The 19,866-nt window shown below is 49.9% G+C and carries 17 protein-coding genes and 1 tRNA gene; 12 read left to right on the plus strand and 6 right to left on the minus strand.

All coding sequences use genetic code 11. From position 1 onward, the window contains the following. Positions 1 to 172 precede the first annotated feature (172 nt). The 5 genes from BUA24_RS10430 (at position 173) to BUA24_RS10450 (ending at position 2,872) form a co-directional block, all read left to right on the plus strand. Complete coding sequence (locus BUA24_RS10430; RefSeq protein ID WP_072792248.1) at positions 173 to 391, plus strand: hypothetical protein; 219 nt, start codon at positions 173 to 175, stop codon at positions 389 to 391. Between the two features lie 71 nt (positions 392 to 462). Next, positions 463 to 651 carry a hypothetical protein gene (locus BUA24_RS10435; RefSeq protein ID WP_072792250.1) on the plus strand — a complete coding sequence of 63 codons (189 nt, stop codon included), beginning with the start codon at positions 463 to 465 and terminating at the stop codon, positions 649 to 651. Between the two features lie 96 nt (positions 652 to 747). Continuing rightward, positions 748 to 1,029: a twin-arginine translocation signal domain-containing protein gene (locus BUA24_RS10440; protein ID WP_072792252.1), complete on the plus strand. Its 282-nt coding sequence runs from the start codon at positions 748 to 750 to the stop codon at positions 1,027 to 1,029. Between the two features lie 26 nt (positions 1,030 to 1,055). Next, on the plus strand, positions 1,056 to 2,483 hold the full coding sequence (locus BUA24_RS10445) for a DUF4331 domain-containing protein (RefSeq protein WP_072792254.1): 1,428 nt from the start codon (positions 1,056 to 1,058) through the stop codon (positions 2,481 to 2,483). A 41-nt stretch (positions 2,484 to 2,524) separates the two neighbouring features. Beyond that, complete coding sequence (locus BUA24_RS10450) at positions 2,525 to 2,872, plus strand: hypothetical protein (protein WP_072792256.1); 348 nt, start codon at positions 2,525 to 2,527, stop codon at positions 2,870 to 2,872. A gap of 82 nt (positions 2,873 to 2,954) precedes the next feature. Here the strand turns inward: BUA24_RS10450 and BUA24_RS10455 are convergent, their stop codons facing one another. The 5 genes from BUA24_RS10455 to BUA24_RS10480 form a co-directional block, all read right to left on the minus strand. Beyond that, entirely contained in the window at positions 2,955 to 4,487 is a 1,533-nt protein-coding gene (locus BUA24_RS10455) for an acetolactate synthase large subunit (RefSeq protein ID WP_072792258.1), read from the minus strand. Between the two features lie 40 nt (positions 4,488 to 4,527). Continuing rightward, positions 4,528 to 5,331, minus strand: coding sequence for an HDOD domain-containing protein (locus BUA24_RS10460; protein ID WP_072792260.1), 804 nt, complete (start codon positions 5,329 to 5,331; stop codon positions 4,528 to 4,530). After that, complete coding sequence (locus BUA24_RS10465) at positions 5,328 to 6,566, minus strand: sensor domain-containing diguanylate cyclase (RefSeq protein WP_072792262.1); 1,239 nt, start codon at positions 6,564 to 6,566, stop codon at positions 5,328 to 5,330. Before BUA24_RS10465 ends, BUA24_RS10460 begins: the two co-directional genes overlap by 4 nt. Before the next feature lie 296 nt (positions 6,567 to 6,862). Beyond that, the gene (locus tag BUA24_RS10470) at positions 6,863 to 7,651 is read right to left on the minus strand and encodes an SIR2 family NAD-dependent protein deacylase (protein ID WP_072792264.1); all 789 of its coding nucleotides are present in this window, start codon (positions 7,649 to 7,651) and stop codon (positions 6,863 to 6,865) included. Positions 7,652 to 7,935: 284 nt separating this feature from the next. Then, entirely contained in the window at positions 7,936 to 8,766 is an 831-nt protein-coding gene (locus BUA24_RS10480) for a phosphatase PAP2 family protein (protein ID WP_072792269.1), read from the minus strand. Between the two features lie 354 nt (positions 8,767 to 9,120). On the opposite strand from BUA24_RS10480, the gene BUA24_RS10485 reads away from it, so the two are divergent. Further along, positions 9,121 to 12,141 carry a bifunctional diguanylate cyclase/phosphodiesterase gene (locus tag BUA24_RS10485; protein WP_072792272.1) on the plus strand — a complete coding sequence of 1,007 codons (3,021 nt, stop codon included), beginning with the start codon at positions 9,121 to 9,123 and terminating at the stop codon, positions 12,139 to 12,141. On the opposite strand, the gene BUA24_RS10490 is transcribed toward BUA24_RS10485, so the two are convergent. Then, positions 12,138 to 13,151, minus strand: coding sequence for a P1 family peptidase (locus BUA24_RS10490; RefSeq protein ID WP_084660435.1), 1,014 nt, complete (start codon positions 13,149 to 13,151; stop codon positions 12,138 to 12,140). The genes BUA24_RS10485 and BUA24_RS10490 overlap by 4 nt on opposite strands. A gap of 426 nt (positions 13,152 to 13,577) precedes the next feature. Here BUA24_RS10490 and BUA24_RS10495 point away from each other — a divergent pair, with 426 nt between their 5' ends. The 6 genes from BUA24_RS10495 (at position 13,578) to BUA24_RS10520 (ending at position 19,318) form a co-directional block, all read left to right on the plus strand. Beyond that, positions 13,578 to 15,170 (plus strand): ABC transporter substrate-binding protein, encoded by a 1,593-nt coding sequence (locus BUA24_RS10495; protein WP_072792275.1) that lies wholly within the window; start codon positions 13,578 to 13,580, stop codon positions 15,168 to 15,170. 11 nt (positions 15,171 to 15,181) lie between these two features. Further along, complete coding sequence (locus BUA24_RS10500; protein WP_084660436.1) at positions 15,182 to 16,201, plus strand: ABC transporter permease; 1,020 nt, start codon at positions 15,182 to 15,184, stop codon at positions 16,199 to 16,201. After that, entirely contained in the window at positions 16,198 to 17,043 is an 846-nt protein-coding gene (locus BUA24_RS10505; protein WP_072792277.1) for an ABC transporter permease, read from the plus strand. Before BUA24_RS10500 ends, BUA24_RS10505 begins: the two co-directional genes overlap by 4 nt. Further along, a complete protein-coding gene (locus BUA24_RS10510) occupies positions 17,043 to 18,017 on the plus strand; it encodes an oligopeptide/dipeptide ABC transporter ATP-binding protein (RefSeq protein WP_072792279.1) in 975 nt (324 codons plus the stop codon). The genes BUA24_RS10505 and BUA24_RS10510 overlap by 1 nt, the downstream gene beginning before the upstream one ends. Before the next feature lie 347 nt (positions 18,018 to 18,364). Beyond that, entirely contained in the window at positions 18,365 to 19,180 is an 816-nt protein-coding gene (locus BUA24_RS10515) for a hypothetical protein (protein ID WP_072792282.1), read from the plus strand. 64 nt (positions 19,181 to 19,244) lie between these two features. Beyond that, positions 19,245 to 19,318, plus strand: a tRNA-Val gene (locus BUA24_RS10520). Positions 19,319 to 19,866: the final 548 nt, after the last annotated feature.

Raw genomic sequence — 19,866 nt, forward strand, 5'->3', positions numbered from 1 at the left:
GAACTGGAGGTGGTTGCGACGGCATTACCTGGCCAACGCCTGGATGCCAGAGCAAGACGGTGAAGTACTCTTTAACTGCGGTGCAGTCAAAGTGACCCGTTACCGCTATCGTGGTGCGGCAATCCCTTCACCGTGGGCGAGGATAGAAGAGAAGGCATCGTAGCGAGATGGCATGGGTTCGGGGAGAGCCGGATGCGGTGGAAGTCGCACGTCCGGTTCGGAGGGCGGACCAGAGAAACCCACCAACGGAAACGTTGGCAGGGCGCTCTGGTTCGACCCTACCAAACTGAACGTCGCCCTATCTTCGGTCCATGTACTTTATGAGCCGACCGCTCTTGTTCTAGCCTTTGGACTCTATGGGGCTTTAGACCACAGGCATTCATCTAAATAGAGGTTCCGACTGCTGAAAACTACTCACAAAGCAGAACACCACTCTCCCAATAAATCAAGGAGGATATAGCTATGAGAGAAACGAGAGAACAAAAGGGCAAAGAGATTATATTCTTCGATGTCAACGGACATTTAGATCTGCATGGATCACACAGTGGCCACTACTCACGCAAGGCTAAATTTCATGCCGAAACTCTCGATAGTCAATACACCACTTGGGTGGACGCTACTGCCGAAGAGTTAGATTTCCACAAACCTTAATCTCATATAGATCAATGATCCGTATCTTCTTTAGAGCCAGTAGAAATCCGTATACTTGCTCTATCTGCAAATGCAGGATTTAGAAAGGGGAGATAAGTGGCAAAGTTATCGAGACGTGATTTTATCCAAAAGGGATCGATCGGCGTAGCAGCGGCTGGTGCAATGTTAGTTGTACCATTCTCAGGCACAAAGGTCCTATCGAATATAGACAATAAGCCCACGTCAAACGGTGCCGTTCAGGAAGCACTCAAAGGCTCCGACCCAGTGGTCATACACATAGCCGACAAAAGTACAGGTGAAATTCACTTCTACTTTGGCGATAAAGAAGTTGTTCACACAAACCCATCCCTAGTTGCCCAGTTACTGGCGTCGATCTAGCCGAATATAAGGAGAAAGATTAATAAATGTCATCGCATCGTGAAGCACCCGAGATCTCAAAAGACGCCGTTGCGGACTCTACAGATCTATACGCCTTCGTCAGTCCTGATAGTCCAGATACAGTTACCATCATCGCCAACTACGTCCCACTCCAGCTCCCCTCAGGTGGACCCAACTTCTATGAGTTTGGAGACGACGTTCTCTACTCGATTAACATATCCAACTCGAACTCACCAGAGACCGACATCAGCTACCGCTTTAGATTCAAGACGGTATATGAGAATCCAAATACCTTTTTGTACAACACAGGTCAGATAACCTCAATCGATAGTCCTAACTGGAACAGAAAGCAGTTCTACTCAGTCGGACGTTACGACAGACAAAGCGGCGGTTACACAATGCTCGCAGAGAATCTGCCATGCCCTCCATGCAATGTGGGACCAAGATCCATCCCTTCATATGCACCTCTAGCCCAACAAGCAGTACAGTCTCTTCCAACTGGAGAGAAGGTATTCGCAGGACAGCGCGCCGAAGGTTTTTATGTAGACCTAGGTTCGATCTTTGATCTTGGGGATCTCAGGCCATTTCAGGAGCTACAGTTGATACCGTCGGCCGCCGCAGCGGGTGTCAATGCAACGGCCGGTCTAAACGTCCATACGATTGCTATTCAGGTACCTATCTCCATGTTGACAGCCAACGGCTCTATGCCTACTGGCGTAGACGATCCGAACGCCACTATAGGTATATGGACCTCGGCTAGTCGGCAAAAGGTGAGAATGTGGAACGCGCAAGGCGGCCAGGATGTAAACGTAGGACCTGAGGTGCAGGTGTCGAGGCTGGGGAACCCACTCTTTAACGAGGTCATCGTACCTGTTGGAATGAAAGATGAGTGGAACTCACTTCCTCCTTCAAGCGACTCTCAGTTCCTATCCTACGTTCAAACACCGGAGCTCCAAGGACTGCTCCCCGTGCTTTACCCGGGGGTATTTCCCAACCTCGCCTCGATTAAAGGACCCAGGGCCGACCTTGTGGCGATACTGCTTACCGGACTTCCCCAAGGAGTCATTCCGAATTTTCAGAATTATACGGGTCCAAAGTATGCGGATATGCTGCGGCTAAACATGGCAATACCACCAGCCTCAAACCCCTCCATCTACGGGATTCTAGGTGGGGACTTAGCGGGATTCCCCAACGGCAGACGGGTCTTCGACGACGTCACCACCATAGAGCTCCGGGCCATCGCCGGGGTAACTTATCCGTTGGTCAACCCCAGCTACACACCAGATGCAGCTGCCGGCGAGATATACGATATCGTAAACCCTTCCAGCACCTCGGTGTCACAACTGGGAACGATAGGTGAGACTTACATGTCAAACTTCCCCTACCTAGGCACACCGTGGGACGGTTTTGACAATCCAGGAAGCACGCCTCAGCCGGTGCTGGGTAACCCCTAAAGACAGATTGAGACCCGACAAAGATAAGGGAACCCGAGAATATGATACATTCAGACAGAGACATCTCAGGGTCACTAGTTCAAGGCGAACAACCCTCTCTCGAGCCAACCGGAGCAACAGTAGTCGATGTCGGGTCGGGATTTGGCGCACTTGTAATTCATTCGTCCCCAGAGAGGGCATATCTCGAGGTTGAGATATGTCCTCTGGGCAAGGGTAATGAACGTACACACGTATACATTCTTCCCCGATCAGTTGGCACCGATGTTATTTACGCCGGTGTATTTCCTTCCCTGAGGAGTGGAGCCTATACGGTCTTCTCGAGCGAAGGTAGAGCTGAACACACAGTCTTTATCGAAGACGGCAAGGTAACCGAACATAGATGGGCATAGGTGACATCAAAGAGGGGCATCTTCACACCTAGCCGCAGACATAGTTGCCCTATAGCGCCCCGAGGTGTAAAGCTTCCCAACTCTAAAGCGTTACCTCAACAAGATAAGGTCCCTCAGTGTCTCGAGCAGTATCTAAGGCACGCTTTAGGTCATCTGTTGTGGTGCAGAGTTGTGCTGTTACTCCCATTGAACGAGCCAAAAGTCTCCAGTCGATGGATGGATCGGTCAGGGAGGTGAGTCGTCTACTTTCGTCGTTCTGCTCCATCTTGGCGTTACGCATCTCTATCTCCAAGATTCGATAGCTTCTATTCGATATCACCACCACCTTTATCGGCAGATTTTCCCTCGCCATCGTCCATAGAGCTTGAGGCGAATACATCCCGCCACCGTCGGCTTGAATCGCCCAGACCGTCGAGTCCGGGGATGCCAAAGCTGCCCCTAGCGCAAGTGGCATCCCTTCGCCGATCGCACCTCCATTGTGCCCTAGGTAGAGATGAGGCTCGGCCTTGGAAAGTTCCACAAAAAGATCTGGAACTCCCGTTCTACCTTCATCCACCAAGACGTCTCCGTTCCCTACGACACTGGCGATCGCTCCACCCAAGGTTTCAGAAAACCCTTCAGTTCGAACAGTCTCTATCTGTTCCACGCCATCGCTACCGAGGAGACTCAACAGTTGACTAGCAAAGCCTTTACCGTCCTCCATGGGGTCCACGGCACTATGAACCCTAACGGCATCATCTAACAGTCTTGACCTTGTTCCATCGTAGGCAAAGAAGCTCACGGGATCCAAAGCCCCATACAGTACAAAGTGTCCACTACTGGGCAACAACTTCTTGGCTGCTTGGGGAAAGTACGGTAACTTCTCAAAAAAAGGGTAGGTACGCCCGAGCCTCATCTTGGAAGGAAAAGTCTCGATCAGCACCGTCACAGAGAATCGTCTACTTAGGACATCGAGCGCCGCTAGAACATCGGGATCGAGCGATCTTCCACCAACAAAGAAGGTGACAGGCCCTCCCACGGATATGATCGACGCCAGCCCTTTCACGTCAATGTCCCTCGACGCCACAGATGACCTATGTTCTTCAGTACTTTGCATCGTAGCTAAACGCTCTGGAACCATAGCGAGTTGGACGTCCTGAGGAACAGAGAGAATAGAAGGACCGCCTCTAGTGACAGCCATCTCCAAGGCTTCAGAGATGTCAGGGACAACGTCATCCACAGATTTAATCTCTTTGTAATGCACGGCGACAGAGCGGGCAACCGCCTCTATGTCCGACGCTAAAGGAGGGTCAAAGCTAAGGTGAGACAGCAGGTGCTGTCCCACCAACACTAGAACCGGCGTTCGGGCTCGTCGAGCGTCGTGCAGAAACGATGCCCCGTTCATGAGTCCTGGCCCTAGGTGCAAAAGCACACATCCCACTCGACCCCCTACTCTAAAGTATCCATCCGCAGCGCCGGTGGCAACTCCCTCTTGGAGCACAAGCACAACACGCACGATCGAGCCTGTTTTACACAATGCATCTACAAGAGGAAGTTCTGTGGTACCTGGATTCGTTACACAGAGGTCTACATCCAGATCTCCCAGTGTCTTTACGATAAGTTCTGCGCCGTTCATAACAGTAACTAAGCTAATGGCGCCTAACCGTCTACATGTGTCAAAAGCTCGGCAAAGTATCTTCTACGAACCGATTCATTCGGTCCCGAATCTCAACCCAATTTGCGTACATGACCTCCTCAGGGAGCTCAAGGTCATGCTCGATCTCAATCTTCGACTCCATGAGATACGGCATTACGGAGGCTGTACTATATAAGCATCGGGAAAGTGGAGTGTCGTTCTCCCGTAGCTTATGATGATATCTCACTGAATCCACTATCTCATCAGGAAACTGCCACATCGAAAGAAGTTCAGCGGAGAGATCCATGTGGCTTTTGCCGTATATCTGTTCCTCACGAATCGCAGCAAGCTGACCTCGAAGATAGATGGGGACCTTGGATATCTCCCTGTGTAAAAGAGAGTATCCCCTAAGATCATGGTGTGCAAGTACAAGTTCGCCCAAATCCATTACCATTCCCGCACATATCGATTCGCCCTGATCGGCATCGAAATAGCTTGAGAGCTCAGCCGCAAGGCCGGCCGCTCCGAGGAATCTGCGCCACACGTCTTTAGATATCGGGACAAGCTGATCTATCATCGCTGATACCGTTACCGATCTTAGTGCTAAAAGGCCTATGACAGAGATCGCAAACTGTAGATCCTTGACCACACCGCTTAGGCCATAGTATGCAGAGTTCGCCATCCGCATCACCTTTGCGCTAAGGATAGGATCCCCACCTGCAACCTTCGCCAGGTCCATAGCACCAAGGTCCTCATCTCCAATCATCTGGAGAAGAAGAGTCGCAACCTCTTTACGACCACCTAGCTCATCAAACTCTTTCAACGAAAGTGTCTTAGAACTCATCCTGCTGTCCCAAAGTATCGTGCCTCTGACCGATCTGCCAAAACTTCCCTGGAAGACTTTCTTTCATACATCGCAGCGTCTGCTCGCTGGAGGAGATCCTCCAGCGTCAGATGCGCCCCCATTCCAATGGCATAGCCAAAGCTCGCAGAGAGCTTTATCTCAAGGTAGTCCAGGAAAACACTAGGCATCATCACCTTTTCGAGCCTGTGCATTATCTCCATTGCGTCGTGATCCGATACTACGTCTGGAAATACCAGCACAAACTCGTCCCCAGCGAATCGATACGCTTGATCCCCACCACGGCAAGCGCTTTGAAGTCGTCTCGATACTTCAACAAGAAGCTGATCCCCAACTAGGTGACCAAAGTTATCGTTCACCGACTTGAAGTGATCTATGTCGCAGAACGCTACCAGGACCCCTTGCATAGATCCTTCACGAACAGCATGAACTATGGCGTGTAGATCTACCTCGAGCGCAGCACGGTTTGGGAGCTGGGTAAGGGGGTCATGCGTCGCAGCGTGCGTCAGCCTCTGTTCATGAGCAAGCCGATCAGTCACATCCTCTACAGTGCCGACAAAGCCGGCGGCGTCATCAGAGGAAGAAACATGAGCAAACTGTATGTGAACACGTTTTCTCTTTCCTGAAGGAACTTGGATCTGAGCGGTAACGGAGCCTTTCTTACCTGACAGGGCAGCGATCGCTGTCTCCTCTACCGCTGCCCTGTCAGCCTCTAAGAACCTATGTAGCCATCCCATGCCAACGAGGGTCTCAACGCTACTCTCAAATATCTCAGCTAAATGATCATTTACGTACTGAAGCCTTAGCCCTACCTCTGAGATGAATATACCGACCGGGACCTGATCAGCCAGTGTCCAGAACCTCTGCTTGAAGACCTCGAGTTCGCCACTTTGATCGTAAAACGACCTTACCGTAACTTCAACCGCCCATACGGCACCGCTTAACGGCAATGTACGGACCTCGCATTGAACCTCCACACCAGTAGCGTGTCTAAGGTGATTGGCCGAGACCATCGAACGACGCTCACTAAGAACCAAGGGGGCGGAAAATAGACGGGAAATATCGGAACCCAAAAGTCCAGACGCTGCTTGTGCAACCAGCTTACAGAGGCTTTCATTTACCCACCAGATCCGGTCTTTGGATAGTAAAGCAATAGGTCGATCAGCGATCTCCGCATAGTTGTTCAACAGCCGGGCAACGGCAACATCACTTTCCACCTTACACCTCGTCACATGTTTGGACAGAGATGTTTTCGAATCAAGTGTTACCAAAGTTAAGCTCGAATTAGAGATATTTATGAGCAAGCCCTCGCAAGCATCACAAAGATACCATCAACGAGTCGACCTGTAATAACCAAAGCGCATTACTACGAATCTTTTGTAAAGCAAAAGGAAACCGTTACCTAAGCACCAATATAACCTCACCCGCTCCCACTAAGAACACGTACCTTCAGTTAACGAAAATAACAGGGACGATAGTGATTTCGGAGTCCATCTGATCGCGTATCACCCATTCAATGCGATCTAACCTTGGGAAATTCGACCAAGGTGTCCGCTAACAAACAAAGTATCTCTCCCACGTCTTCGTGGAACAGATATTGTGCCAGATGGTCATATCGGGTTGGTTGAAGATTCACAATTCCCAGCTCCTTACCCATTCTCACCCATTTAACGACGATAGAGGCCACTGGGTTTACGGTTAGTGAGGATCCCAAGACCAGTATTAGATCGCACCGTTCCAATGAGTACTGCACGTTCCGAATAAGTTCAGGATCTATCTTTTGACCAAAACTTATTGCGGTGGACTTAATCACACCTCCACATATCGAGCCGTCGACTTCGATAAGACACCTTGGATCTTCCTCACCTTCCTCGACTCGTATAAGGGTGTTTTCCATTGGTTCTGTGTGACCACAACTAAGACAAAGGCTGGAGTTGATGTTACCGTGTATCTCAACAATCTTTTTGGAGGCGGTTCCAGCCATCCTCTGAAGTCCATCGACGTTCTGCGTGACGATCAAGTCCAACAGGCCCTGTTGCACAAGAACATCAAGGGCATAGTGTGCGATGTTTGGTCGAGCGCCCCTATAGGGAGAGCTAAGGCGATCCCGCCAAGCGTTTTTTCGAATCTCGACGTCGGCTAAGTAATTCTTTATGTGAGCCCCGGCCAAGGCACGGGGATCTTTGACCCAGACGCCGTTTTCTCCTCGGTAGTCCGGAATTCCCGATGCGGTCGAGAGTCCAGCACCGCAGACTGCCACGACCTTAGAATTTGAGAACACTTCGAGAAATCGCTCAAGCATCAAAGACCTGTCCACTTAGTCAAAGCATAGGCGCCAACGGCTGTACTGGGCCAAAACCGATTATCTAACCTCTCACCGCACCTAACCCCAAAAAAGGCGTCGCACCAACAAAGCTAAAGGCAACTGAGGACCTATATCGCACGCTTACAGCCACAAAGTGCCGAAGTACCGTTACAGGACGAGGTGGGGCAACGCTTGAATCTGTCTTGCAAACGACTCTTTGAATCCAAGCGGATCGAACCATGAGTTTTAGGACATGGCGGTTTCCTTCTACGTCTAAAGCTTTAGCCCACACCCTCCACCAACACCACAGAGCCCCTTGAATCAGCTCTAGAAACACTTGTCTTCGGCCACCAACTACGTCGAAGTGGACCAAAATCACCACATAGAAACTGAGACAACACAACAACTAAGGCGCCAGCTGCTACATCGATAAAGAGATGGTTCGCAGTCACAGTTACTACAAATATCGTAATCATCGGGTGTGCGATCAGGAAGGCCTTGAACAAAGCGGACTTAGCGACACGATAAGCCGCCACCGAGCACCACAGAGCCCACGCAAAATGGAGGCTTGGCATAGCGCCATATGGATCTCCAGCCTCTTTCATTAGATAGCCATCGAGAGCACCAGCTCCGCCGTAGCGCGACTGGGTCTCGATAAAGTGAAACGAATGTGGAAGAAGTCTAGGTGGTGCCGCTGGAAATACCAGGTAAATGAGGAACCCGATCGCAGTCAAAACTGCAAAGATATTTCGATACATAAGAAATCGTCGAGCGTCCCGCTTGAAGAGAAGGACTAGCACGATGACAGGAAGCACGAAGTGGACCGTCACGTAGTAGAGATTTGCCGCCTTGATCACGTACCTGTAGTGCAAAAAGAACACTTGAATAGGTTGTTCCACGAAGACACCTAAAGCCTTTTCGATCTTTATCTCGTCCAAGGTGTCCGCTAGCGCGTGCGAGTAAGACGCCTTTGCGTAGTCCCCCACCAACGTGTACAACACGTAATAGACGGAAGCTATAACGAACTGTCCCCAAAAGGTAACACGCTTGCCCTCAACGTTTCTGGAAGGATTCCACCACTTAACATCTCTGGGGATACTCGCTCGTTTCACAACCCATACGATAGTGCAGAAACAATCCACCTAAACCTCTAAGTGACAATGGACTTGTCGGGGGACTCAATAATCTCTCACAACCTTGGTCTATAAGGGCAGCCTACCTACTGCAATGTTCAAGCTGCAGCGCCTGTCTCTCACGTGCCTACGCTACAGTTAGACACGATTTCCGTCGATGACAGGTCCTAAGGACACAGTTTTAGCATCGATAGAGGATCGTAGCTTTGTCGCCGTAGGCGAAGGGAGCAAAGCGCACCGATAGCAATCGATCGTTGGCTGTTCAAAAACCAGCCCATTTCACATTCACGGTCATGATGTGCGATAGCGTATATTGTCGGGGGAGTTTACGAGGTGACAGTCTCAGAGCAACAACGCTACGATTTGATCTCTGATCTATGCAAGGCGATAGTCGATAGCAGTGACTTGCTCGCCCTATCTGAGTCCTTATGCAGGTTGTTGTACAAAGGGATCGCTGACGTCTCAGGAGCATGTATCGCCGTAAGAGGTATTTCTCCTGATTCATCGACCCTTAGATACAGCGTCGGGGACTGCAGCTGCAACTCTTCGATGAAAGTTCATTGCCTCTGGGATTCTGAGCCCCACAGCTCGTTAGAAAAGCTAAGGTGGTTCGTCGATTCTAGGGATTGCCAAGATGGAAACAACAAAGAGCTACACGATCAAGCCAACAATGAGGCAGTGTTTCACGGCTCTGTCTACAACGAAAAGGGCCTTGAGATATCCGTAGCTCTCAGCTCATCGCACCAAAAGTACTTTGATGGACACACACTTTCGGTCATCAAGGAGCTGTGCTACATCGCTTCACTCGGGATTTCGACTTTAGTTACCCCCGTTTCACCGACCATATATCTATCCGATAGATCAACAGAAGCTATGCTTACTCACCTAGATTACGCATCAATCGCCCTTGTGATCGTCGACGAACTGGGAGATGTCATACTTACTAATCAGTTCGCGCAACAACTTAACGGACACCATCCAACAGCCCATCTTTACGATATGATTCCCGAGCCCATGTGCAGAAGCCTAAAGCTACTTGATTTGACTCAAGACTCCAAAGAGAACAACACGAATAAGCCCTTGGAGCTAGTAAAGACCTGGTGGGAAGAGAAAGGCAAGGTTAGATCTCTACGCTTCAGCGTAAAGAAGGTGATGGATCGGAATCTGCCGAACAAAGAACTGATGGTCATTACAGTCGCCGACACCTCTCTTTTGACCACTTTGAAGCACAGACACGACCACATCACCAGCCTGATTCTCGAAGGAGCAGATTGGGCTCACATAGGACTGACCATAGAGCGTTCAATCAACAAAAGACGTCACTTTGGAGCTCTATCCAAAGAGGTCGACCTCGACGAGGTGTATAGATTAATGAGTCTCAGTGAGTCTCCGAATCCTGATCAAAAGAGAAGGGACGCTTCTCCCCACGAGACAACCCTTTCTTACAAAGACCGTAACCTCACGATATGGGCATCATTTAGTGACGCTAATAAGCCTCTTCCCCTGCGGGGAGTCGTCTTAGACACCACCGAGGAACATAGACTACATTCCAACCTTACAGCCGCTATATCACAGTCTGAGATTCAACTAAGTTTCGCCAACCTGTGTGCAACGGCTGTAAGCCAAGAGGAGCTAGACGACGGGTTTCTAACGGTCGTTCAGTCTGTCTCACCGGATCTCAGCACTGAACTAGTCTCTTTAGGCCCAGGGGAACGCAATGGCGTTGCTGGAGGAAAAGACTCTCTAACGCTCTCCCCTGGCTCCTTAGAGATTATCAAAAGCTCGATAAGGCGACTCTCACTTGGGCACTTTCACACATCTACGTCTAGCAACAAACAGAACCCTCCTACTACAGAGATCTCGGTTTTGGTCGTACCCAGGGATCCCGAACTAGGATCAAATAGGGAGCAGGTTTCTGCCTTCTTGATTCATCAAAGAGGTCATTTTGCCCAAGAGACTATGGCTCAGATCTCTAGAGCAGCCTATCTCTACCTGAACGCACAGAGGCGCTTTGTAACCGCAAGACTCCAAAAGAGACTGGGAGAGACCGATCCAACCACGAAGCTTCGTGTTGCGAGAGCCCTCTACGACGTCATGGATGAGACTATGTTGTTCGCTCCCAAGGGGCTCTGTAAATCGCACCTTATCATTGTGACCCTTCACGATGCCGATAAGATTCAGCAGGACTTCGGGTTCGATATCTTTGAAAAGATACTGGAGCAACTCGCACAGCTTTTATTGAAGGTTTCGGCGAACCATGAGGTCTTTAGGGTTGGTCAGTCGCAGCTAGCCTGCTGGTTACCTCGCGTCTCGTTCGCATTTTGCAAGGACGTTCTAAGGGCCTTGTCGAATGCCCGACGATTTGAGACCGAGATAGATTCGATAGAGTTTTCGATAGGGTACAGCGCCTCACTTACACGCTGCGATCTCACACTGACACCAAAACAGAACCTCTCGAAAGCTCTCCTCGATAATCTAAAGTCTAAAAATACATCTCATCGTTCATCTCGAAGGGCCACTCCGATTCCGCCAGCAGAGAGTATGTCAGAGGTCGAGCGAGTAGTATCTGCTCTCAGCTCTAACCGGTTCGAACTTCACTTCCAGCCAAAGATGCGTATATTAGATAGAGCCATCACATCTTTCGAAGCCCTCCTAAGGATGCCTTTGAACAGCGAGTCACCCGCCCCAACCCAAAGGATCATCGAGATACTTGAGTCTTTAGGCCTGATAGACGAACTAACCCGCAAGGTATTAATAGAGGCGAAAAAGATGCTTGCCGCACTCAGGGTAGATAATCCCGAAGTAACGATAGCTGTAAATATCTCGCCATCGACTTTATCTTCTACGAAGTGGCTCGACCCCGTCGCCCACCTGCTGTATACAAGCCGTCCGTTAGACGGTATTATCTTTGAAATTACTGAGTCAGTAGAACTAACCACCTCAAAGAACCTTCTTAGTGCAGTAAGAGAACTGGGAGATCTTGGAGCCGTTTTTTCTATGGACGACTTTGGCACTGGGTTCACATCACTTATGCAACTACGCACAATATCGTTAGCAGAACTAAAGATAGACAAGTCTTTCATTGAAAGGGTTCAAGGATCCAAAAGATCAAGAGTCCTGGTCAAAACTCAAGTTGATATAGCCCACTCCTTAGGTGTTCTCGCCGTGGCGGAAGGTGTCGAGCTACCTGAACAGCTAAATTTCCTCTCTGAGATGGGTTGTGACCTAGCGCAAGGTTACCTCATCGCCAGACCCCTCGCCGCTCAGAGCGTGGGCACCTGGTGCTCAAAGTACCTAACTACGTTACAGATCGATCATGACCTTCAATCCTCCAACCTGTGCACACCCTCCTAGCCGCTGTTGGCACTTAGGACTCCATGCACGATGGCTCTTGAGAGCGTGTCTGATGCAACCTCGAAAAGTTGACTCAGAGCCTCAAGGCGGTGAACCCTGTCAGCCTCATCCAGCCCAAAACTTCTACCTCCCACCGAGGCCGCAAATACTGTATCACCGTCGAAGTAGGTATGAATCGGGCGAATCGCCCTGGCTAGTCCATCATGAGCTATCCTTGCCATGTTCTTCAGTTCGGACCTCGACAGATCGACATCTGTGCATAGAAGTGCCAACGTTGTATTGAACGCAGACGACCCAGAGACCCGGCGGTCAGCATCAAAGGTCGACTCTGATATTGTGTATCTTTGAAACTCTTCATCCATCTCTAGGTCTTTCGCATACAGCGAAGTAGAGTCGCGCCGAAATACGCTCCCTCTAGAGTTCACTACACATATTGCCCCTACCATCGCTCCGTTTGCAAGCGTTGCAGAAGCAGATCCAACACCACCTTTTACACCTCCTGACATCGCACCTGTGCCAGCGCCAACTCTACCTAAAGCGACCACCTCAGATGATGCAGTCTCGCAAGCTCGAACACCAAAGTCAAAGTCACAGTGAGCCACAAAGGAACCGCCTCGCCCCAGATCAAAGATGGTTGCAGTTGGGACAATGGGGACAACGGCGTCATCTTGTACACCGACCCTAAAGCCCTTTCCCTTCAGCTGCAAGAACTTCATAACACCGCCTGCAGCATCAAGACCATATGCACTGCTGCCGGTAAAGAGTACTGCGTCTATTTCTTCAACAAGTGCGTTCGGTGCCAATGCATCGGTCTCTCGGGTTCCTGGCGCAAAGCCGCCGACCTCCACGGCAGCTCGGGCAGGTACGTCAAATATGGTTACGGTGCAGCCGGTAAGGTAGGGTTCATCGCTTCGGTGGTAGTGACCTACCTTTAGGTTGCCAACGTCTAACAAGGTATTCGTAGGGCCGCATCCCACCACTTCCCAGTCAGACGATCTGTACGATGACATGTCATAACTCTAGCAACCTCGCCCACCTATAAACGTCTGTTACGCACCCCTACGGTAAGGCTCATAGACGGGATATCGCAAAAAATCACGCATAGCGCTATCGACACTCACCGCCAAGATAGGTTTCGCCCAACCAGCGGAGCCACTAACGACGAAAGCCCTATCGATAGAACGACCACCAGAGATGCCTAATCACCTTTCGAGGATCAAAGCACACCTCCGTGAGTAATTGGATCACCGAATTCAACCCGCCTCTGACCCTCTAAAGCGATCGGTCTGTGTTACTGAGAGCATTTATAGTGCATCCGGTTAAAAAGTGTGACCTAGTTCTCATGACACCTAAACCTGAGAAAACTAACCTAGGTAACCTGCAATGTTACTGTTTTTTATAACATTTACCTAAACAAGGATGTCGTAGGGGGATTGATGCAGTCAAAGGACAAGAAAAAGCAGAGCGCAGTCATGATCTTGGGGATCCTGGCTCTTATCGTGGCAGGTATCTACTCGATATCACATAGTTCCTCTAGCTCCAAGACGGAGTCAACCTCCGCCGTGATTGGAAAACTCCAGAGCAATGCCACTGTAACGATCGGCTCCGAGGTCTTTCCGGTGACACTTGATCCCACCGCTAACGCATCTGCAGCCATAGACGAGGTAGTCGACTACAACGTCTTACAGCATCTTGTGGAGTTAGATCCAAAGGGTAAGATCGTTCCCGTTCTGGCAACAAGCTGGACGGTGAGCAACGGAAACTCTGTCTACACCTTCAATATTCGAAAAGGAGTAAAGTTTTCAAATGGTGATCCTCTGACGTCAAAAGACGTGGTCTACTCGATGGACAGAGTATTTGCGCCAGGGTCAACGTATCCCTATGGAAAGCTTTTCGACGTATCATCTGTTGTAGAGACTAGTCCATACCAAGTAAAGGTAACTCTAACAAAGCCGTCTTGGGAGTGGCTGTTTGACCTTGCAGCGTACTCAAACGGCGTCATCATCGACCCTAGAACAGTAAGTACTTTAGGAACAGACCCGATAGGTACCGGTCCATACAAAGTCACCTCGGAGGTGAACAACTACTCTATAACCCTCTCAAGAAATTCTCTGTACTACGGTTCACCGGCAAGAGCAAAGCAGGTGATTTTTCACTACTTCAGCAATCCAAATACGGAAGACGCTGCACTAGAGTCAGGTCAGATACAGGTAATCGACAACCTTGGAACGCCGTCAGAGGTGTCAGTGTTTAAAGACTCTCCCAAGTATCGCGTGATTACTGGACCCACCAACGGCAAGGTGCAGCTAACGCTGAATAACAGTTACGGGCCTTTATCCAACGTTATGGTAAGACAAGCAATCGCCTATGCTACCGATAAAAAGGCAATCATCGACGTCGCCTCTGGAGGTTACGGAACACCCCTTGGTAGTGACTCTGTGCCTGCGGACCCCTACTACCTCGACCTTTCAAACACCTATCCATACAATCCGGCAAAGGCACGCGAACTACTCAAACAAGCTGGTTATCCACATGGATTCCCTCTCACCATTACACTCCCGCCCTATCCCTACGCACAGCTAGCGGGGCCTCTTCTAGCATCAGAACTTGGATCTGTCGGTATCGATGTAAAACTCACAAACATTCAGTGGCCCCTTTGGATATCGCAGGTATTTGAGTCAGGAGACTTTCAAGCCACCGTCATCGACCACGCTGAAGCGCGTGACATTGGAAACTATGCAACTCCTGGGTACTACTGGCACTATCGCGGCACTTCAGAGGTAGCCAAGATGATAGGTGATGCAAACCAAGCACCGACTCAGGCACAGTGGATCGCAGGATACCAGGCCGTTCTTCACAAGATCACAAACGCAGCGGTAAACGACTGGCTCTATATTCTGCCTCAGATCACCGTCACGTCCTCCAACGTCACCGGCGTGCCCCACTCGGGCTACTCTGAGTCCTTCAATCTTGCCTACCTAGGCATAGGTGGCTCCACCTCAACCCAGGCCAAGGCGATGGGCTTTTAGACTAACCTCTGATGGCCATCGTCAGACATCTAGCAAAGGACTCCGCTAAATTCTCTAAAACTGCTCCAATAAGAAAGAGAGCTTCAAGATCGCTTACCAAGGTTGTCTTACGTCTAGTAGCTACCTTGTTCCTAGCGTCTTTAGTTGACTTTCTTGTCATAAACGTTCTTCCTGGATCCCCAGGTCAAGTAATCCTTGGAACACAGGCAACACCTCAAAGGGTTGCGGAGTTAAACAAAAAGCTAGGACTCGACGCACCGTTATTTCATCAATACATAACGTGGGTTACCGGACTTCTGACACTGAACTTTGGACGCTCTTACAGCTCAGGTGCCAGAGTAGCACCAGATATTCGACAGGCGCTCCAAATCACTTTACCACTGATCGTTGGGGGGTTGGTCTTAGGTATCGCAATGGCGTTGCCGTTGGCATTTCTTATCTACAGAACCTCTAAGACTAGGATCAGCATCGGGATAACCTTGTTTTTAGACGCCGGTGTATCTACTCCCAGCTTTATTATCGGCCTTGTACTCACCTACATTTTTGCTGTGAGATACACCCTTTTACCAGCAAGTGGCTTTACATTTTGGAGCACCTCTATTAGCGGTGCAATAAAGTCGCTCATCATGCCTGCGCTCTCCCTTGGTCTAGTCGAAGCAGCCATCATATCGAGGTACGCCAAGCATCTCATAGAGGAGGTCATGAACACTCCATATGTAGACGCAGCTCGGCTTCGCGGCAGACGTGACACTTGGATCTTTCTCCATCATGGTCTCCGCAATATCACGGCACCGTTACTGACCGTTATAGGCCTCGAAGCATCTGGACTACTTGTAGGTGCGGTAGTGGTCGAGAACGTCTTTGGGCTTCCAGGTCTAGGAACGCTACTGCTAAACGCTGTAGAAAATCGCGACCTTATCTTGGTGCAAGATATAGTAATGCTTGCCGTCACCGTCGTTACCACCATAAACCTATTGGTTGACTTATCTTACAGACACATACAGCCCCAACTGCGACAAGAGATTCTATGACAACCTCATCAGATCTCCAAGTAGCTAAGAGGTCCACGGCAGACGTTCGCCTGGTTATCGGACTCACAATAGTTTTTTGCGTCATCTCTATAAGTCTTCTAGCTCTGATATGGACCCCTTATCCTGCTCTTAAAGTTTCGGTGGGCCCTTCTCTCGCTCCAATCTCGTTATCGCACCCATTCGGAACCGACGTATACGGCAGAGACGTTTTGTCCAGAGTGATGGCAGGAGGTCTGCCGGTCATCGAGTCCTGCGTGCTTGCACTTGTCGTGTCGGTGCCATTCGGAGTGTTCCTTGGGACGCTGTCGGCCTGGATGAAAGACACCGTCGTCGACTTTGCCGTATCCTTGGTTATCGACACACTCTATGGCTTTCCGGCACTTTTACTTGCGATCACTTTAGTTACAGTTCTCGGTGCTAGCACCTTCGTCGCCGCGATATCCGTTGGAATCGCTTTCATCCCAAGTGTGGCTAGGGTCATACGAATCCGCACTCGGGCAATTATAGGTCGTGGATTCATAACTCTTGCAAGAACCTACGGCTACTCAAGACGCTCAATCACGCTAGGACACCTTCTCCCCAACCTCATTGGCACTATAGTCAACCAGGCAATGCTGGGAGCCTCACTAACTGTCCTTGCAACAGCCGCTCTTTCATACCTGGGTCTTGGTACGCCTCCTCCCACTCCAACCTGGGGAGAGATGATCCAGGAAGCTCAGGGTTATGTAAATGTAGACCCCAAACTTCTTATTGTGCCCGCAGTGTTTGTGGCTGCAACCATCTTTGGTTTCAACCTGCTGGCCGATCACTTCAGTTCCAAGCAAAAAAGAGCTAGGCGATAGTGTCAAAGTCGCTTGTCATCAGCGACCTAACGATTCGAATCGGAGGTCAAGAAGTTGTTAGTCAGATCACCCTCGAGCTAGAAAGTGGTAGGCGTCTAGGTATCATCGGGGAGTCAGGCTCGGGTAAGTCCTTGACGGTACGTAGCATTCTTGGAGATATTCCGAGATACGCAACCACCGAAGGAAAAGTAGTGGTGCAGGATCGATCCGTCCTTGAACTACAGAACTCCGACCTACTTTCCCTAAGACGAAACACCCTCTCGCTGGTGCCTCAGACTCCTAGCGCAACTTTGGATCCTTCGATGAAGATTGGCCGCCAGATCGCTTTGGCGTCGGATGCAGCTCTGACTAAGGTAGTTGCAAGCGATGGGGTTGCGAAGATTCTTAGGCTAGTTGGCTTTGAAGGCAACGAGCTAGAGATCATGAATAGATACCCACATCAGCTCTCTGGGGGCCAACAACAAAGGGTGGCGGTTGCACTTGCCTTGTGGTCTAACCCAAGAGTTTTGATAGCAGATGAGCCGACTAGCTCCCTAGACTCAATTTTGGCTAGAGATATCGTCGAGGCGATTAAGAGGTATAGCGACTCAAGTGGCGCATCGGTGGTACTTGTAACACACAACCTCCACGAAGTCATCCGTCTCTGCTCTGAGGTTGCGATCCTATACAGAGGTCACTTAGTGGAGCATGGTATAACCGAAACGGTATTTAGAGAACCTATGCATCCATACAGCGCAACTCTATTGCAAGCATATGGGTACCTAAACGGCAAATACATAAGCAGAATAGGTGGGGCGACAGTGACTCCGAATGACTCCCTACCTACCCCTACTCCTAAAGCGCTCTGTCCCTATCTAAATGATTGCCCCATTGCTAAGAAGCTGTGTAGCACAACACCACCTCCAAGGGTCACCAAGCCAGGTCAGGCAGCCTGTCATTTTGCCTTAGAAGTAAGGCGATTGAGCAAGAACTAAAAGACTATGAGCCACCAACCGAACCTCATTCCTTCAGATTGGGCTTAGGATCTGTTGTGTTATTTGACAATAAACTTCCCTCTCGAAGGTGGCATTTAGAAAAAGGTTACACATACCATGAAGTGCTCCAAGAAGTAGTGGTTGACAAGTCATTACATGACTGGAGTTTCCACTTGAAGGCTTGTACCTTTTTCACCACTCACCTCGATGTAACCTTCAGTTGAGTAAAGCCAATGAGACTTTCAAGCAGTACTTGTTGGCGTTTCACGAGTTCGAAGGAGTGCCTCCTTCGAATACTCCTTTAGGCTTTTTGAAAGTAGATACGAATACGCAGGGAAGGTGGTTAGATGAAACGACCAAGACGAGAACAAGTTCTCAAAGCTGCCGTTACCTTTAGCACGGCTGTGGTACTTTCGTCCTGCGGTAAAGCCGCTGCGGCATCGACCCAAAGCCTAACAACCCTGAGCCCCACTATGAGCCTTGAGAGAGCTATAAAAGACACAGAAGGCGCGCCATCGTTCGAAGTGTATCTAAAGATCGCTGGACAGAGCACAACTAATGAAAGAGCAACCGTTATCTTTTCCGGGGTATACGGCACGTCATTTGGTCAGCATGAAGCTCGAGTTCTAAGTAGCTACACACCTCCTCAAAGCGTATCGCCGTTAGAGTCCAATATCAGATCTATTAGTACGTACGTGTACGTCGACCCACTATCCAAACGGAGTCAACTGCCAAAGGGAAAGATCTGGATCGAATCACGCTCAATGGAGATGCTCGCTTCTCTCACTTCGAATTTCTGGATCTTGTTTACCAATGGAGGAACGTTTGATCCGACATCGATCCTAGGCGATCTGCAAGATCCAACCACAGTGCAGGGAAGCGGCGTAACGGTCTTGGGCGGGGTAACACAAAGTATCTACACAGCAACGTTTCGCAACTGGAACCCAAATTCCTCCTACCTTCCTCCAGAGAAAAACGTTAAGGTGTTAGCTGAGGTGGGACCGAATAGTTACATCTCGGAGCTCTATGTCCCAAAGCTAGAAGTCGAAGTTGCACCAGGTCAAATTGAACTCGTTAACTTCAAGTTAGATCTCTTTAGCTACGGAATTCCAGTATCGGTCTCGGTTCCACCGCCGCAGTCGGTAACGACCTCGCAAAGTTGATCCTGTATAGCGAAGGAGGGAGGACAGGAACATGGCATCGGCTAACATAGAAACGTCATACTAGGGGCGCTTAGCTCAGCTGGTTAGAGCGCAGCCTTCACACGGCTGAGGTCGGAGGTTCGAGTCCTCTAGTGCCCACCGTAGGTGTCATGACGCGAACACCCTCCCTTGGGAGGAGTTTCCGTCATGTCCGCCGGTGTCCTCGATGCTAAGTCCACGCCGGATCTCGAATTTCGGCAAGATCCTATCTCGGGTCTCCACGGTGAGGCTGTGCACGAAGGCCTATGCGACCGCTTTTCTGACAGGTCCCGGCCCGTGGTGGGCAACAGCCCGGAGCTGGTCGCGCAGGGACTCGACCTCGGCGAGGGTTGGGAGTGGCGCGGTTGCGTCTGTCGCTGTCTCGGCGAGCTCTGCTTGGCGGGGTCGTGTGCCTAAAGTTGTGCAAATAGGCCATAGAGTCTTTGGAACTGTGTCTATCTTAGTAAGTGGTTATAGAACTGTCATTGACTTTTGATCTTTATTTAGTCCTTGACAGTGGAAGTAGAGTGTCTATCAGTTATCGAGATCCAAGTAGGCAACCGGTTCATCACAGTGTGGACATAAGCCTTGAGGTCCAATACGAGAGCAGAACCGGAATGTCTCAACAAAAAATGTACGAGGTGCTTTCGAATTTAGTAGTCAAAACG

This window comes from Ferrithrix thermotolerans DSM 19514 (assembly GCF_900128965.1).
In the GTDB taxonomy this organism is placed as follows: Bacteria; Actinomycetota; Acidimicrobiia; order Acidimicrobiales; family Acidimicrobiaceae; genus Ferrithrix; species Ferrithrix thermotolerans.

What these genes read in the sequence shown, in the direction of transcription:
- BUA24_RS10430 (WP_072792248.1), top strand. Translation starts at nt 173, where the DNA reads ATGGGTTCGGGGAGAGCCGGATGCGGTGGAAGTCGCACGTCCGGTTCG.
- BUA24_RS10435 (WP_072792250.1), top strand. Translation starts at nt 463, where the DNA reads ATGAGAGAAACGAGAGAACAAAAGGGCAAAGAGATTATATTCTTCGAT.
- BUA24_RS10445 (WP_072792254.1), top strand. Translation starts at nt 1,056, where the DNA reads ATGTCATCGCATCGTGAAGCACCCGAGATCTCAAAAGACGCCGTTGCG.
- BUA24_RS10450 (WP_072792256.1), top strand. Translation starts at nt 2,525, where the DNA reads ATGATACATTCAGACAGAGACATCTCAGGGTCACTAGTTCAAGGCGAA.
- BUA24_RS10455 (WP_072792258.1), bottom strand. Translation starts at nt 4,487, where the DNA reads ATGAACGGCGCAGAACTTATCGTAAAGACACTGGGAGATCTGGATGTA.
- BUA24_RS10460 (WP_072792260.1), bottom strand. Translation starts at nt 5,331, where the DNA reads ATGAGTTCTAAGACACTTTCGTTGAAAGAGTTTGATGAGCTAGGTGGT.
- BUA24_RS10470 (WP_072792264.1), bottom strand. Translation starts at nt 7,651, where the DNA reads ATGCTTGAGCGATTTCTCGAAGTGTTCTCAAATTCTAAGGTCGTGGCA.
- BUA24_RS10490 (WP_084660435.1), bottom strand. Translation starts at nt 13,151, where the DNA reads ATGTCATCGTACAGATCGTCTGACTGGGAAGTGGTGGGATGCGGCCCT.
- BUA24_RS10495 (WP_072792275.1), top strand. Translation starts at nt 13,578, where the DNA reads ATGCAGTCAAAGGACAAGAAAAAGCAGAGCGCAGTCATGATCTTGGGG.
- BUA24_RS10500 (WP_084660436.1), top strand. Translation starts at nt 15,182, where the DNA reads ATGGCCATCGTCAGACATCTAGCAAAGGACTCCGCTAAATTCTCTAAA.
- BUA24_RS10505 (WP_072792277.1), top strand. Translation starts at nt 16,198, where the DNA reads ATGACAACCTCATCAGATCTCCAAGTAGCTAAGAGGTCCACGGCAGAC.
- BUA24_RS10515 (WP_072792282.1), top strand. Translation starts at nt 18,365, where the DNA reads ATGAAACGACCAAGACGAGAACAAGTTCTCAAAGCTGCCGTTACCTTT.